Consider the following 14,760-nt stretch of genomic DNA (forward strand, 5'->3'; position numbering starts at 1 on the left):
GCGTTCCGCCACCGACGGCAGGATCACCGGCCTCGGGGTCGCCGCCATGCATTATCTCGGCATGCCCGGAATTCGACTGCACGGAACTCTGGAGTACAGCGCTCCGACGGTCGTTCTCTCCGTAGTGATCGCGGTCGTCGCCGCCACCGCCGCGCTCTGGGCCGCCGTGCCGGTCCATGGCTTTCTCGCGAGTCTCGGCGCCAGCACGGTGATGGGTATCGCCGTGACCGGGATGCACTACACGGGAATGGCCGCGATCAGCGTCCAACCGCACAGCGCGTCCGGCGCCTTCGACGAAGGCAATACACCGACCTCGCTCATCTTCCCCATGCTGCTCGGGCCGACGGTCTTCCTCGTGCTAGCGGGCGTCGTGGTGATGTTCGATCCTTTGCTGGTGCTCGGCGAGGGAGAGTGGGCCGAGTCGGCGGCAGTGAACAGGACATCGCCCGATCAAAGGGACCGCCCGGACGAACGGAAACGGCCGTTCCGGCCCGACCACTCGCACGGCCCGGCACCCGCGCGGCGCTGTCCTTGTCCGCGCCACGAGCTTTGGCACACGCCTGTACCCGTACCGTCGGTGGGCACGTCTTCATGAGCCTCGCGCTGTCATCGATCACGAGGGCATTCTTCCGTTCCGCCACGAGACGTCCTATGACAGCGAACCCTGACGCGTGCCGTCGAAATGTGACCGTCCCTGTGCATGTCCTCCTGCATGCAGACGAGTTGGAGGTCAGGCATCTGGAGGTCAGGCATTCCGCCACGCATCGGTGGCACAGCCGACTTCGTAATGCCACCATCCTTCTTCCTGCCCCCGGGCCAGTAGCGCCTTGATCCCGGTGAAGTCGGCGCCGGCCGGTGCGGTGAAGGCCACCATCGGGAAGTCCTCGCTGAAGACCTCGCCTCCCAGTCCGAACGCCGCGAAGCGCTGATGCACCGCTTGAGGGCTGCGTCCCAGCGGGCCGGAGGGTACGGGGACAACACGGAGTGTGCAGTTGCCGGCGGTGCTGACCCGCCCGACGGCCCAGTGGAGCCCATCGGAGTCGGTCCGGAACCGCACAACATCCCCCTCGGCCACCCCGTTCTGAAGAAAAGGGACGCTCTGCAGGCAGGCCGTATCCGCACTGCGCCTTGTCGCCCACAGGCCCTCCGTGTCCTGGGGGAACCATCCCTCCCGGGGAACGAACCGGAACCAGACCTTGATCTTCTCGACCGAGTTCTCCATGACCGTCATCATCACCCTGCCGTCACACGCACCTTGAACCGGGGCTGAGCTGGGCAGTCAGTCGTTGCTATCAGGAAACTGCCATCCCTTGACCGCCTACTCGCAATGGACTGCGAGGGCGTGAGTACTCGTACTCACGCCCCGTCTCTGCATCCCTGAAATGGTGAGGACATGACGAAGACGGTCCGTTGGGTCAAGGGCACGCTCGTTTCGGGACCGGCGGCGGTCGTCTGCTACTGGATGTGGACCTCGCTGCGCGAGTGGGCGGACAACACGTCCGACGGCGATGCGATGGGCTCCGGGTTGCTCGAAGGCCTGCTGGCGAGCGTCGTCGGCCTGCTGACGATGCCCTTGCTGCTGTGGGCCGGAATGCGGCTGCTGGGAGAGAAGGGCAACCATCTCCTCGTCTTGCTCGGAGTGGTGGCGTGGTGGCTCATCGGCGCCCATGTCGTCGAGGACGCCGTCGGGGCGGGCGCGACCGCCTTGTACGTGTCGCTGTTCGCGGTGCTCGGAGGACTGTTGGCCGGAGTTCAGCCTCGGGTCGAGTGAGCAACGACGGGCGGCGTTCCGCAGTCGGCGGGCTTCGTGGAGGGGAGCTCCTCCCCTGTGGCCAGATGCCATACGCGAGCGCATGGTCGCCGTCTGTCGCCCGTCTGGGCCGCGGCCGCGGGTGCGGGTGCGAGTGCGGCCCGAACCGGCGGACCGAACCTGCGGCCCGAACCAACGGACCCACGGTCCTGCGTGATGACTTCGACCAGCAGTACGAAGGACTCCGGGAGGTCAACTACAAGGCCCGCAGCCACCGCGCGCCCGGCCTCCTTGTTGAGCTCACCGACGGTACTGCGGATCTCCCGGTGGGCTACGACGTCAGCACGTGCCCATCCGCAGCGGAGCCGTAGGTCCAGCGAAAGGTCACCGGAGGCCAGCTCACCTCTATCAGCTGGACCCAGCTCTCGACGGAGCCGGCGCCTGGGATTTCCGTCACGCGGTAGGAGATCTCGCGGGTCCGCTCCTCCCAGCGCCGTGGGGCCGGATCGCGGGTCTCGAGGACCAGGTGCCCGTCGGGTCGCAGTGCTTCGTAGGCTCCCCGCAGCGTCTTCTGCCACGTCTGCCGTTCAACGATGGCCTGGGCGACATTCGCTGTCATCGTCGCGAGGTCGACCCGTAGCGGCGGCAGGGCTGTCGCGTCACCGCAGATCCAGTGCACGCGCTCACTGCCCGGTTTGGCCCGAGCGACATCGACGGACGCCAGGGCAGGGTCGAGGCCCACGACCTCGATCCCGCGATCGGCCAGGAGAAGCGCGAACACCCCGGTTCCACAGCCGATGTCCAGCACCTGGCGCGCCCCGAACTCCTCCGTCACCCGGAGGTAGACATCGAGATCGCCGCGGTCGGGGTCGAGCGAATCGCAGATCGCGGCGAGCCGTGGATGCCTGAGCAATCGTCAGCCATGCGGTCGCATGTATGCGGAGCTGGTCCCGGCCGGCTACGGAGTTTCGCCGGCGGTTGTGCTGCGGTGTCGAATTCGAGCGACCCGGACCACTCACGTGCAGGAACATGGCACCAGAAATGTGGCGATCGTCGACGACAGTATTCTCAGACGGCGCGCAGGCCCCGGTCCGCGAAGGCGATCAGCCACTCGAAGCTCTCGTCGATGTCGACACTCCACTGGAATCCGTTGGCCGCCTGCAATGTGGCGAAGCCGTGGCAGAGGCTGCGAAGCATGCGCAGGGCGTGGTCCACGTCGGACTCCTGGATCTCGTAGCCGCGCAGGACCGCCATGAACGCGCCGAGCAGCCGCTGACTCGCGGTGGCCAGCGGATCGTCCGGGCCGGACGGTTCCGCGCCGATCGTCGCGGCGTACCGGCCGGGGTGCTCCAGGACGAAGGCGCGGAAGGCACGGGCCGCGGCCGCCAGGGCATCGCGGCCCGCGTACCCCTGGACCGCGCCGCCGACGGCGTCGGCGGCCTCGTTCAACGCCATGACCGCGATACGCCGGTTGAGGTCTTCCTGGCCGCCCACATGCTTGTACAGGGACGGGGTACGCACGCCCAGCCGCTCGGCCAGCAAACCCATCGTCAGGTTGGCGAGGCCGACCTCGTCGGCGAGGGCGGCACCGGCCGCGACCACGGACACCGGGGCCAGGCCGGCCCTAGGCACGAACGGCGTCCGATCCGAGCAAGGCGAGCATGAGCGAAACCACCTGATCGGGGAACTGGTCGTGCGGGTAGTGGCCGGCGCCCTCGATCATCTCAAGGCGACCGAGCCCGGACGGCAGGGCATCGACGATGGCCGAACCCTCGGCGTGCGGGTCGGCCCAGTCGGGGTCGAGCGTGCCCATCACGACCAGGACCGGGCAGCGGACGTTGCCGAGTTGCGCGCCGGCGTCGGCCGGGGTGCTGCGGCCCATGCCCTGTAGGGCCTTCATCCGGCCCGGCTCGCGCAGCAGGGAGTCGATACGGCCGAGCCGCTCATCCCAGTCGGCCGGTTTCACGCCGGGGTAGGCCACGTCGAGGTACGAGCGCCAGAGCGGCACGCTGCCGAACGCGCCCGTGCCGAGCAGCCGCAGCATGCCCCGCCGGAAGCGCTTCACCCGCAGGTCGCCGAGGCGGATCGACTGCTTGCGGGTGAACGGCGCCAACTCGACCACAGCGGTGATCAGCGAGGGCTCCTGCGCGGCGGCGATGGTGGCGGCGCCGCCGGAGATCGAGTGGCCGACGAGCACCGCCGGGCCGCCCAGGTGACGGATCACGGCGAGCAGGTCACCGGCGATCGCGGTGCGGCTCCAGGCCGGCCAGTCGACGCTGGACTCGCCGCAGCCGCGCAGATCGACCGTCGCGACCCGATAGCCGGCCGCCACCAGCGGCGGGATCACAGCACGGTACGCGGCGCGGCTGTCGCCCATGCCGTGCGCGAGAACGATCAGCGGGCCGGAACCCGCCACCTCGTAAGCGATCGTGCCGTCGTCGACGGCAAGGTACTTGGTCATGACACTCCTTGCGTTTGGCTAACCTTGTTAGCTAAAAGCTAATCCCATTAACCAATCCTGTCAACGTGGAAATCCCTGGCAGGGCCAGGAGGCACGACGAAGCGCCCGAAGTGCAGGTCAGAGGCGGTGTGCAGGCGGTGCGCAGGCAGTGCGCAGGCAGTGCACAGGCGGTGGAGCGCACCGTAGCGGTCGGTTGTGCGCTTGCTGGAGCGGTGCCGGGCTACCGGGCTACCGGGCTACCGGGAAAGTGATCCGGGAACGGGTATGGCCAGCTGGGGGGGACACCGCGCTCGCCGCACTCGACGTCGCCGTCGTCTACGTAGGCCGTGGCGTTTCGCTGGCAGCGGGCCGGAAGCAGCCGCGCGGGGCGACCGCGTACGAGCGGGCCCGGGGCGCAGACCTCTCCGCTCAGGACGCGATCCGTGCCGACCCACCGCGCCCGCCCCGTCGCCGGACTCAGGTCGCGGCCGCCGTGCACGCCGTCGACCACGCCCCACGCCCAGGACCAGACCGCCGTGCCGAGGGAGTCGGCGCGGAGGTCGGCCTTTCCGGTGCAGTCCTGGTTTGGGCTTCGAATCTAACCGTCCACCTCGTCCGCCAGGATGCGCAGGATCGCGATACGTAGCTCCTCCTCCGACATCTCGTCCACCGGCGTGTCGGACGTAGCCGTCACGGTCGTCGACGCGGCCGTCGAGCCCGTGGCGAACGCCGGGGTGGTGAAGAGGAGAGCCGGCGTCAGGGTGGTGGCCGCGACGAACAGGGCAGCGCGGGACGGTCTCATGGGTGTGTGCCTCCCGTGTCGAGCTGTTGGTGCGAAGATCCTCGCCACTGTGGGGCACTGATGTCATTTCCGGTAGTGGGCAGTCTTCGTCGGCTGCCGTTGCCGTCCACGTACCCGGTCAGTCGCGGGCAGGGCGGCTCGGCTCCCAACACGGCCTTCGCCTGCCAAGCCGATCCCGCGGTCGTCGAGTGTCGGACTTGATGTCTGAGGAAGCGTCCCGCTCCCGCAAGGCCGCTGTGTCCGGTTGAGGTTCCATGGTGTTCGGCATGGAGACGACCCTCATTGACCAGCAGACGCGGGAGGCCGAGACGGAAGCGATCAAGCAGGTGATCGCCACGCTGGCCGTAAGTCCGGCGACGGTCGCGCTCGATGCCCGTGCGGCGGTGAGGCCAGGCCCAGGCGGTGTCCGTCGTCATGAGCTGGGCCGGTCAGCGTTTGACGCGGTTGCGGAGGGCGAGAACGGCGAGACCGAGGAGGACGGGCTCGGTGATCCGGGAAGACATCTCGATATAGGTGCCGGCCGTGGTGAGGTCCTGGCCGGAGGAGCGGAACACCACCGAGTTGATCACCACGCGCAGGGACTTCTCGAACCTCTCGGTGGTGAGGCGCTCGACTCGTGGACCGGTGGGATTGACCGGAGGCGGCGTGTCGGTGGTCAATGTGAGGTCCTGCCCGGCGTCGACCTGCCGGCCGGTGGTCTCCGGTTTCGGGTCATCGGCCGGCAGCCCCCACACCATCAACACCAGTATGGTGACCGTCATGGCGGCCACCAGCCAGGACATGGCCCGCATGGTGCGCAAGCCGTAGCCGGACAAGGCCCAGTACGCAGTCAGAAGGGCGCGCTCGCCCCGCGGTGTGCCGGTGGTGTCATGGCGGCGCATCTCGCACTCGCCGTAGTAGAAGTCCGCTGCCCCGGGTTCGTTCTTGCCGTCCTCCATCGACTTGCGCAACTGCCGGTACAACGCGGACAGCGCGGCCGGCCGTACCTCGGGAGCATCCTCGGGCGGGGCCGTCCAGCCGCGGGGCCCGGCGGAACGGCGACCTGAACGCACTCGCCAGTGATGCTCCTCCGCCAGGACCCGACGGCGGCTCCAGCGCCAAGGAAAGCGCCGGCCCCAGCCGGCAGGGGAAGAGGCGAAAGTGCACCAGCCGTCCACGCGAAGCTGGTCGAGATGGACGGCCCCGACGAAAGAGCAGGTGCTCAAGTCGATGTCGAGCAGCGCCAGGTGAGCGGCATCTACGCCACTCAAGGACATCAAACGCACGCTGTGGTCCCGGCCGGACAACTCCCCTTCTGGCATCGAATCGTGCTGTGGGCCGGGATACGAAAGGAGAGGCGGCAATTGGCGAAGGGAGAACGGCGTGGGGTGAGTGGTGACCGTCACCGGGTACTCGAAGACCGCGTCGCTCAGGTTCAGTTCGGCGTAGCGCAGCCGCAGCACGGCTTTTGACGCCCACCGCGTGCGCGCCAAGCCGACCGCGCCGGCGGCGATCTCCAGAATCACCGGCGCGCCGAACACCGCGCCGTCCATGGTCAGACTGCCGCCGCACACCAGCGGGCCCAGCGTCGGGGCCTCCTCGAACCGGGTTCCGTCGAACCGTGCGTCGCCGGTGAAGGTCACCTCTTCGAACCCGGTCTCGCTGCTGAAGACCGCCTGGTAGAAGAGAGCATCGCTGTTGAAGGTCGCCGCGCGAAACAGGGCGAGGCCGGGGAAGACCACATCTCGGAACAGGGCGAGGCCGGCGAAGGTCACCCCGCGAAAAAGAGTATTGCCGCCGAAGGTCGTCCGGTGGAAAAGGGCATAACTGCTGAAGGTCGCCCCGTCGAAGACGACGTTACTACTGAAGGTCGCCCCGCCGAAAAGGGCATTGCTTCCGAAGATCGCCCCGTCGAACCGGGCGTTGCCGGTGAAAGCCGCCTCTGCGAACCAGGCATCATCGTTGAAGGCCGCCCCGTCGAAGACGGCGTCGCTGGTGAAGGTCGCCCCGCGGAACGGGGCTTCGCCGTCGAAGATCGCCCCGTCGAACCGCGCACGCCCGAGGCGGGGGAATCCAGTGGTGGGGTCACGCAGGACATGGAGTAACCGTTCCAGCAGGCCCCTGGCGAAGGGAGTACCACGGTGGTCGACATCGGCGCCGGGGTACAGAGTGGCCAGATAGGCGGCACGCACGGTCTCGTCCACATGAGCCAGACACACCGTGTGTCCGGCGATGCCGATGCCACGGCAGCCGTCCGGATCGGTCGTCGGGTCGGCGCCATGACCGCAGTGTGGCCAACCGGGCGGCAGTAGGGACAGGCTGGGGGGCGTCATGCCTCGAGGACGTCTCCGCACAGCCTGACGGTTGCCGCACCCGACGTCGACAGTACGGTCGAATGCGTCGGCAAGCGTCGGACCCCGTCCGACCTGACGCGAGTGGGGAGCCCAGTGATCTTTATCGTGGCGCAGGCGCGGACCTGCCCGGTCACCGGGGAGCCGACCGCCCGCGGCATCACCCTGTTGAATTGACGCTGATCCTGCTGCGGAGGTTCGACGCGAGGGACGCGGCTCGTCGGGCTTGCCGGACTTACCCACGGCACCGATGGCGCCGACGGTTCACAGCGGGTGTGTCGAGAGCCTGGAGGATCTGATGCATTTCCTGGCGCCATTGGTCGGCATCGGCACCGTCCACCCAGCTCGTCGCCAGCTCGGATCCGTCTTGGAGGACATCATGTAGTGATTGCCGGGCCAATGCGCGGAGCGACGCCGGTAGTTCGGGCAGCGGTTCTCTTGGCCCGTCTTCGGAGTCGATCACGAACCGGCTGTTCGGGATTGTGCTGGCGACGAGAGCGGCAGCGGCGACTGCTTCGACGCCATCCCCGCCGTCTACACGCGCTCCGGAGTTCGCGACTCGCTGAAATGCGCGTCTCAACACGTCGATGATCTGCTCGGGAGCGAGTCCCTCAAGTTCGTCGACAAAGTCCACAGCGAGGTCGCTGTCGAACGGGCCGGTTCCCCACGTTCCCATGCACGGCTCCTGGCATCGCCAACCTCGGACGGAGGCAGCATTCCAGCAGCCACTGACATCGGTCATGTCACTGAGCGAGGAGCACACCCACACAAGACCTACTCTGCACGTTACAAGTCGCCGCGCCTGGCGGCACGAAACCAGTGGCCCGAGGCTCTGGAGGTTCCGTAGCGTGTCGGTCATGCCAACGCCTGTCCTGTACTGCCGTGATCCGTTGAATCCTCGACGCGTGGATGAACACTTCGCGCGGGAAGCACAGGAGGTACGCGCCCGTGGCGGGGTGGTTGGGTTGGTCGACCACGATGCGCTGCTGAAGGGTGACGCACAGCAGGCTGTCGCACACGTACCCGCTGGACTGGGCAGTGCCTGGTACCGGGGTTGGATGATTCCGGGCGATCGATACGCCGCGTTGGCCGAGGCGCTGAGCCGACGCGGCACCGCGTTGTTCGTCGCTCCGGATCAATACCGGGCCGCTCACGAACTGCCGGGCTGGTATCCGATGTTCGTCGACATCACGCCCGCGAGCGTGTGGCGTCCCACCAAACCCGGTGAGATCTTGGCCGCCGAAGACCTGGCTGTTCTCGCCGAGCCGTTGCAGCCGGGCTCGGGAATCGTGAAGGACTACGTCAAATCCCGCAAGCACGAGTGGGAGCAGGCGTGCTTCATTCCCGATCTCGCCGACGGGGTGGGGCTGACACGGGTCGTGCGGCGCTTCGTGGAACTGCAGGAGGAGTTCCTTGCGGGCGGAGTCGTTCTGCGCAGCTTCGAAACGTTCTCGAAGCTGGAATCCGTTGCGGCTGAAGTGCGCGTGTGGTGGCTGGATGGTGAACCAAGATTGCTCACGCCTCACCCGGACAGCCCGTTCGAGTGTGGACCGGTGCCCGAACTTGACCATATCGGGCGTGCGGTGCGGCGCCTCGGATGCCGGTTCGTCACAACCGACGTGGCCCTCCGCTCGGACGGGGTGTGGCGAGTCGTCGAAGTCGGTGACGGCCAAGTCAGTGACCTGCACCCGTCCAGCGGTCGAGGCGAGTTGGCCGCTCTGCTGGTCGGTCCGTAGCTGTTGCGGAAGCGGCCCCGCGCCGTCATCACCCGGACCAGTCCAGAGAACTCTGAGCAGTGCCCGGGTACGCCGAGGGACTCATGACGGCACCCCAGGTCGGACGCCCGTCATGCCGAGGCTGACCGGCGCGACGCGATCCAACCGCTGGCTCTCTTCACGCTTGTGGCGAAGAAAGGTCAGTGTGAATGGGGCAACGAACACATGAAGGCTCATGCTGGCGAGGGGTCCCGCCGGGGCGGGCACATCCTCCCAGTTCGACTTCGCGCTGGTCGAAGTGCTCTTCGGAGCCCAGTACTCCAGCTGTAGATCGTGATCCGAGAGAGGCGCGTCGGCGAGGGACGGCGGTTATTCCAGCCACATCCCGTCGCGCATGATGACTCTCCCGCGTAGTTCCGGCTCGCCGCGCCAAGCGAGCACAGTCCTCGGGACTACGCGTACATACAGAAAGGAACCCTCTTCCACGCGTGGATCCCACCCGAACTTGTCGGCGAACGCCTCCGCTGCGCCTCCGGGCACCTCCTGGTCCGGGAAGCACTCCGCCTCGCCCTGGAGGAGCACCACGTCGAAGGTGTCCGGTAGCGACAGGCGCACGCGTGGCTCTTTGCGGATGTTTCGCGCAGTCACGGAAGTGGGGCTGGTGCACATCCACACTGCTTGCCCATCCCACAAGAACCACAGCGGCACCTGGTGCGGCCCGTGATCAGGGTGAGCCGTCGACACCCATACATCCCGCTCGGTAACGAGCCGCTCCAGAGCGTCGCGCATACGCTCCGCCGTCTGGCGACGAACGAATCCTGTGGTCTCCATGAGGACCGACCCTAGCCAAGCAGGCGTGAAGCGCGCCTGAGGCGCAGGACCTACTCCCCGCGACCGATGCCCCCCTCAGCTTTCGGCTCGGGACGACCGAATTCGGTGCTCAGAGAGGCCGACGGAAGTACTCAGTCACACTTGTCTCCGGCAATGGCTGGCTCGTGATCGCGCCTGCTGGCCGCGTCGCCAGCCGGAACAGATGAGCCGGTGGGCCGGGCCGTGAACGGGCCGTGAACGGGCCGGACAACAACACTGGTGAACAGACGCTGGATTTCGTTGCAGGTCGGCGGGATCGGGGCGTCCGGCGTGGGGCGGCGTGCGTGTTCGTCGGCGCGGACGACGGCGAGGAAGGCATGGGCCAGCATTGCGAGGGTTACCCTGCGGGCCCAGGAAGGGAGGGTAGTGGCGAACCTGGTGCTCATCCAGCCCGGCCGGCCGGTTGCCGCCATAGACCTCGTCACCCGTGACCCAGCCGACGCGGTGTCCAGTGTCCAGTGTCCAGGAATCGTTCGACCATCACCCGGGTCGGTTCCGGCTTGGTCGCGAAGCCGGTGTCCTCGCTGAGCCCGAGGCCCGGCAACGATCCGGATCGCAGGTCCAGGAGAGCGGGACGTGCAGCTCTCGGTCCACCGCCGCGTGCCCGCGCTCGCCGCCGTAGACGAGGTAGACAGCGACCTGGGAGTTCTCGTCCGCCCGGCAGCGCCGGTGTACTTCCGCTGGACCCCGACGGTGTGGGTGCCCTTCTTCAGGTCACCGGTCTCGTCGACGACCATCACAGCGGCCCCGTCCCGAAGGCGGCGTCTTCGGCGTGCGTGACGTTGATGTACTCGCCGCTCTCCAGGTCGAGGACGCGGATGTTCGCCGGTCTTCCCAGCCGGACGCGGCGTTAGCGGTGGACGTAATGCCGCCGACGGTGATGATCTGACTGGATACGCCGGCCTGCCGTGATCAACCGAAGGGGGCCGCGATGAGCCAGTACTTCGACCTGGGCGACGAGACCCTGTGGAACCCGTCCAATGGGGCTTCCCGCATGTTCCGGCGGCAAGTGGCGGTCTTCGAGGCGGAGCTAGAGCTCTCATCGGGTATTGGCCCGATGGAGAACGACGAGTGCCAGATCGACTTGGTCACCTTCGAAGCCTTCGTCAACGCCCTGCTGGCGCAGCACCGAAGAACGAGTCACGCAATCGTGCTGGCTCTCTCCGACGGCTTCACCGCCACAGTGCTGGTCCTTGCAGAGCGCGCCGGAATCGAGGTGTACTGGGCACAACTCGGCGCCGCCCCGGACGGCCCGCTCGAAGACGTGCAGGTCTCGGCCCTTACAGGGATGTCCGCTCCGGGAGAAGGCGGATCTTGGGCGGCGGGACTGCGCGAGAAGGCACGGGAGCTAGGTCGCCGAATGCCCCGCTGACCGGAGTAACCCGAACGACGAACCGATCGCTGGGCCCCACCCGTGTAGCTCACCATAAGAAACGTCGTCTTAGGGTTGCTCCCATGCCCATCCCCACCGAAGCACAACAGGTGACCGATACGTTCCTTGCGGCGATTGACCATTTCGCTCCCGGCCTGGTCAGGGGCCTCTACTTGCACGGATCACTGGGCTTCGGTGAGTTCTACGCGGACCGCAGCGACGTCGACTTCGTGGCCTTGCTGGCCGCCCGCCCCGACTCCGACGCGCTCGAAGCGCTTGCCGCCTCCCATCGGCAGGTGAGCCGACGCCATGGCCGCCCGCACTTCGACGGATTCCATGTCCTGGCGGAAGATCTCGTACGGTCGCCGATGGACTGTCCGGATGTTCCATGTGCCCAGGCCGGGGTCTGCCAGGACGCCGGGCGGTTCGATGTAAACCCGGTCACCTGGCATGAACTCGCCCGCCACGGTGTCACACTGCGCGGTCCGGCACTCACCGAAGCTGACGTCTGGACCAACGACTCGGCCCTCCGTGCCTACACCCACGACAACCTGACCACATACTGGACCGGTGTCGCCGACACGCTCACGGAGCACCCGGAGGAAGCGTCCAGCTCCGAAGCCACCGAATGGTGCGTTCTCGGGGTCAGCCGCCTTCACCACCTGCTGGCGACCGGAACGCTGGCCTCCAAGAGCGGCGGCGGTCGCCACGCTCTGAATGTCTTCGAGCCGGCCTGGCATCCCATCATCACCGAAGCCCTGCGGGCCCGCGAGACCCCCGGCACGGCCTCCGCCTACGATGCCGATCCCACCCGCCGCGGCCGGGACACAGCCGACTTCACCGCGATGGCCGTAAAGGCCGGCCTCGCCCTCGGAGCCTGACCGATTCGGCTCCCCAACCTGACATCTCACGGACAACAGGACCAGTGTCAAAGACCCGGGACCCGGGACCCGGCACGCGTGCCGGCATCAGCAGTCGAGTAACGCTGTGTCAGGCCCCGGGAGTTCACCGCCATCGTCGCGAAGACAACTGGTTGAGGAGCCGTTCGTGGAAACCCCATCGATAAACTGTCGGAACTCCCCGATGTGACGGTTCCGTTCATGGGCGGGTCACGGTGGCCCCGGCAGACGAGAGGCCCGTGGCTACCCACTACGAAGGCACCGGAGACTCAGACACGCTCGTTCGCTGGATCGAGAGTTAGCGGCGTTACTACGGCACTCCGTCCAACGACCCCTGGCCGACGCCGAACGAGGCCATGACGCACAACAAACAGCACGCCGCCGGATGAACTCGTCCACAGGGTTGTAGCTGCCCTTCTCAATGAGGGACTCGGGCGGAGACACGTCACGTCCTTTCGAACCGCAACTGTGCGCTCAGCCGACGGCCGCGCCGAACCACTTGGGCAGCTGGCCGAGCAAATCCTGCTGATCTTCACCGACCCACGCCACGTGGCCGTCCGGCCGCAGCAGCGCCGCCGGCACGTCCAGTTCCTCGCCGACATCGACGACATCGACAACATGGTCGACCCGGTCCGCCCAGCCCGCCACCGACAGCCGGCCGGTACGGTCGAGCAGCAGCCCGCGGCCGCCGTGCGTCAGCTCGTAGAGGCGCCCCCGCTTCAGCCCCACGTCCCGCATCCGCCGGCCGAGCAGTTCATGCCCCTCGCCGAAGTCGTAGCGGACGTCCACCGCGGTGATCATCCCGGTCACGTACCGGTTCACCTCCTCGAAGTCCATCAGCTTCGAGAACAGTTCCCGCAGCGCGGTCGCCCCCGGATCGGTCCCCAGCAGTGTGATCTGCGCGCGAGTGTTCTCCAGCACCCGGGCGCCCACCGGGTGCCGTTCGGTGTGATAGCTGTCCAGCAGCCCTTCCGGCGCCCAGCCGTTCACCTGCGCGGCCAGCTTCCAGCCGAGGTTGAACGCGTCCTGCACGCCGAGGTTGAGACCCTGCCCGCCGGTCGGCGGATGGATGTGCGCCGCGTCGCCGGCCAGCAGCACCCGGCCGACCCGGTAGCGCTCGGCCTGCCTGGTGGCGTCACCGAAGCGGGAGAGCCAGCGCGGCGAGTGCGCGCCGAAGTCGGTGCCCGCGAAGGCCCGCAGCCGCTGCTTGAACTCCTCAAGGGTCGGCGCGGTCGTACGGTCCTCGGCCACGCCGTCGGCGGGCACGATGATGCGGTACACCCCCTCGTTCCCGTCCACGTTGGGAATGGCGCCGAACCGCAGTTGGGTCTTACGGACTTCCTCGACGACGGCGGCCACCTTCGCCGGATCCTCGGTCGCCTCCATATCACCCAGCAGCGTCTCGACCTTGGCGGGTTCACCGGGGAAACCGACGCCCAGCAGCTTACGCACCGTACTGCGGCCGCCGTCGCAGCCGACGAGGTAACGCGAGCGCAGCCGTGTGCCGTCCGCCAGTTCGACGGTCACCCCGTCCTCGTCCTGGCTCAGGCCGACCACTTCGCAGCCGCGCCGGATCTCGGTACCGAGTTCGAGGGCGCGCTCGGTGAGCAGCCGCTCGGTGACCGGCTGCGGGGTGGCGAGGCCGTACGGGTGAGCCGTGTCCAACCGGTCCGGCCACGGCTTGGGGATACCACCGAAGAGTCCACCGACCTGGAACTTCTCACTGACCGCGAGGAACCGGTCCAGCAGACCGCGCTGGTCCATTATTTCGACACTGCGCGCGTGCAGGCCGCGACCGCGGGACTGCTCGGTCGGCTCGGTCAACTTCTCCAGTACGACCACGTGCACTCCGGTCAGCCGCAACTCGCCGGCCAGCATCAAGCCGGTCGGTCCGCCGCCGACCACGATCACGTCAATCATCAAAACGCCCATTCAACGAGATTGGATTTCGGCCAGCTGCTCCGCGCGCCCGGCGACACGTACACCCGCGCCTCCGCACCTCCACGCCGATCCCCCGCAACGGCAGCGCACCGCACCGCATCGCGAGTCCCATCGGCGGTTCGACGTTGCTGCACAACCCACACGTCGACAACAGCCCACGCACCTCGTGGATCTGCCATTTCCGCAGGTCCTGGCCTTGGCCGACCATTCTGCGGTACACCCCGGGCCTTGCCACAAGCCCCCCGGTGCGCTATACCTTAAAAGTGGCAAGGAGTGGGTAACCTCCCCTTGCCTTTGCCTTTTGTCGTCCGCTGTTGCTGGGTACGGAGAAGCTCCTCCCAAAGCGGTGACGCGCCGCGTACGGCGATACCGGCGGTCCAGGAGGACCTTTCATGGGCCTGCGGATGCAGCCGGCTTGAGGACATGCTCGTCGCCCATCGCGTAGACCGGCTGCGACCCGTCCGGGAAACGGGTCAGCCGTGCGCCGGCAAGAGCGAGGCGCGCACTCACAGAGTCCTCGGCTCCAGGCCGCCGCATCGCCGTCTCGTCAGGAACGACCGCACCGCATCCCGCTGTTCGTCCCTTTCAGTCTCGGAGCGTGGCGGCGGCCCTCCCGTCCGGCGCGGACTCCGCCGATCTCG

13 protein-coding genes and 2 pseudogenes are annotated in these 14,760 nt (G+C 67.5%); 5 read left to right on the forward strand and 10 right to left on the reverse strand.

Annotation, left to right across the window (positions count from 1 at the left end; genetic code table 11):
* Positions 1-22 precede the first annotated feature (22 nt).
* The gene (locus OG214_RS00305) at positions 23-595 is read left to right on the forward strand and encodes an MHYT domain-containing protein (protein ID WP_405987390.1); all 573 of its coding nucleotides are present in this window, start codon (positions 23-25) and stop codon (positions 593-595) included.
* 150 nt (positions 596-745) lie between these two features.
* On the opposite strand, the gene OG214_RS00310 is transcribed toward OG214_RS00305, so the two are convergent.
* Positions 746-1,222 carry a DUF4265 domain-containing protein gene (locus OG214_RS00310; protein WP_405983320.1) on the reverse strand — a complete coding sequence of 159 codons (477 nt, stop codon included), beginning with the start codon at positions 1,220-1,222 and terminating at the stop codon, positions 746-748.
* A gap of 171 nt (positions 1,223-1,393) precedes the next feature.
* Here OG214_RS00310 and OG214_RS00315 point away from each other — a divergent pair, with 171 nt between their 5' ends.
* Positions 1,394-1,771 carry a hypothetical protein gene (locus tag OG214_RS00315; protein WP_405983321.1) on the forward strand — a complete coding sequence of 126 codons (378 nt, stop codon included), beginning with the start codon at positions 1,394-1,396 and terminating at the stop codon, positions 1,769-1,771.
* A 313-nt stretch (positions 1,772-2,084) separates the two neighbouring features.
* On the opposite strand, the pseudogene OG214_RS00320 reads toward OG214_RS00315, so the two are convergent.
* From OG214_RS00320 to OG214_RS00345, 6 genes and pseudogenes are all read right to left on the reverse strand, one after another.
* Positions 2,085-2,674, reverse strand: a pseudogene (locus tag OG214_RS00320) (class I SAM-dependent methyltransferase); the annotation flags it as partial.
* 144 nt (positions 2,675-2,818) lie between these two features.
* A complete protein-coding gene (locus OG214_RS00325; RefSeq protein ID WP_405987391.1) occupies positions 2,819-3,352 on the reverse strand; it encodes a TetR/AcrR family transcriptional regulator in 534 nt (177 codons plus the stop codon).
* Between the two features lie 22 nt (positions 3,353-3,374).
* Entirely contained in the window at positions 3,375-4,211 is an 837-nt protein-coding gene (locus tag OG214_RS00330; protein ID WP_405983322.1) for an alpha/beta fold hydrolase, read from the reverse strand.
* 577 nt (positions 4,212-4,788) lie between these two features.
* Positions 4,789-4,992, reverse strand: coding sequence for a hypothetical protein (locus OG214_RS00335; RefSeq protein ID WP_405983323.1), 204 nt, complete (start codon positions 4,990-4,992; stop codon positions 4,789-4,791).
* Positions 4,993-5,420: 428 nt separating this feature from the next.
* On the reverse strand, positions 5,421-7,175 hold the full coding sequence (locus OG214_RS00340; RefSeq protein WP_405983324.1) for a pentapeptide repeat-containing protein: 1,755 nt from the start codon (positions 7,173-7,175) through the stop codon (positions 5,421-5,423).
* A 382-nt stretch (positions 7,176-7,557) separates the two neighbouring features.
* The gene (locus OG214_RS00345; protein ID WP_405983325.1) at positions 7,558-7,998 is read right to left on the reverse strand and encodes a DUF4259 domain-containing protein; all 441 of its coding nucleotides are present in this window, start codon (positions 7,996-7,998) and stop codon (positions 7,558-7,560) included.
* Positions 7,999-8,179: 181 nt separating this feature from the next.
* Between OG214_RS00345 and OG214_RS00350 the strand changes: the two genes are divergently transcribed.
* The gene (locus tag OG214_RS00350; protein ID WP_405983326.1) at positions 8,180-9,058 is read left to right on the forward strand and encodes an ATP-grasp domain-containing protein; all 879 of its coding nucleotides are present in this window, start codon (positions 8,180-8,182) and stop codon (positions 9,056-9,058) included.
* 348 nt (positions 9,059-9,406) lie between these two features.
* Here OG214_RS00350 and OG214_RS00355 read toward each other — a convergent pair whose 3' ends face one another.
* Positions 9,407-9,868, reverse strand: a complete 462-nt coding sequence (locus tag OG214_RS00355) for a pyridoxamine 5'-phosphate oxidase family protein (protein ID WP_405983327.1) — start codon at positions 9,866-9,868, stop codon at positions 9,407-9,409.
* Between the two features lie 227 nt (positions 9,869-10,095).
* A pseudogene (locus OG214_RS00360) lies at positions 10,096-10,665 on the reverse strand (transposase); the annotation flags it as partial.
* A gap of 173 nt (positions 10,666-10,838) precedes the next feature.
* Here OG214_RS00360 and OG214_RS00365 point away from each other — a divergent pair.
* Both OG214_RS00365 and OG214_RS00370 read left to right on the forward strand, forming a co-directional pair.
* Positions 10,839-11,279, forward strand: coding sequence for a DUF6086 family protein (locus OG214_RS00365; protein ID WP_405983328.1), 441 nt, complete (start codon positions 10,839-10,841; stop codon positions 11,277-11,279).
* 83 nt (positions 11,280-11,362) lie between these two features.
* Positions 11,363-12,160, forward strand: a complete 798-nt coding sequence (locus OG214_RS00370; RefSeq protein ID WP_405983329.1) for a hypothetical protein — start codon at positions 11,363-11,365, stop codon at positions 12,158-12,160.
* Positions 12,161-12,652: 492 nt separating this feature from the next.
* On the opposite strand, the gene rox is transcribed toward OG214_RS00370, so the two are convergent.
* Positions 12,653-14,098: a rifampin monooxygenase gene (gene rox, locus OG214_RS00375; RefSeq protein ID WP_405983330.1), complete on the reverse strand. Its 1,446-nt coding sequence runs from the start codon at positions 14,096-14,098 to the stop codon at positions 12,653-12,655.
* Positions 14,099-14,760 lie beyond the last annotated feature (662 nt).

It is taken from the genome of Streptomyces sp. NBC_00872, from assembly GCF_045161915.1.
GTDB lineage: Bacteria > Actinomycetota > Actinomycetes > Streptomycetales > Streptomycetaceae > Streptomyces.

Excerpts from the sequence above, each read along its gene's own strand:
- OG214_RS00365 (WP_405983328.1), top strand. The coding sequence starts at position 10,839 with ATGAGCCAGTACTTCGACCTGGGCGACGAGACCCTGTGGAACCCGTCC.
- OG214_RS00315 (WP_405983321.1), top strand. The coding sequence starts at position 1,394 with ATGACGAAGACGGTCCGTTGGGTCAAGGGCACGCTCGTTTCGGGACCG.
- OG214_RS00350 (WP_405983326.1), top strand. The coding sequence starts at position 8,180 with ATGCCAACGCCTGTCCTGTACTGCCGTGATCCGTTGAATCCTCGACGC.
- OG214_RS00310 (WP_405983320.1), bottom strand. The coding sequence starts at position 1,222 with ATGGAGAACTCGGTCGAGAAGATCAAGGTCTGGTTCCGGTTCGTTCCC.
- OG214_RS00335 (WP_405983323.1), bottom strand. The coding sequence starts at position 4,992 with ATGAGACCGTCCCGCGCTGCCCTGTTCGTCGCGGCCACCACCCTGACG.
- OG214_RS00345 (WP_405983325.1), bottom strand. The coding sequence starts at position 7,998 with ATGGGAACGTGGGGAACCGGCCCGTTCGACAGCGACCTCGCTGTGGAC.
- OG214_RS00355 (WP_405983327.1), bottom strand. The coding sequence starts at position 9,868 with ATGGAGACCACAGGATTCGTTCGTCGCCAGACGGCGGAGCGTATGCGC.
- rox (WP_405983330.1), bottom strand. The coding sequence starts at position 14,098 with ATGATTGACGTGATCGTGGTCGGCGGCGGACCGACCGGCTTGATGCTG.
- OG214_RS00370 (WP_405983329.1), top strand. The coding sequence starts at position 11,363 with ATGCCCATCCCCACCGAAGCACAACAGGTGACCGATACGTTCCTTGCG.
- OG214_RS00330 (WP_405983322.1), bottom strand. The coding sequence starts at position 4,211 with ATGACCAAGTACCTTGCCGTCGACGACGGCACGATCGCTTACGAGGTG.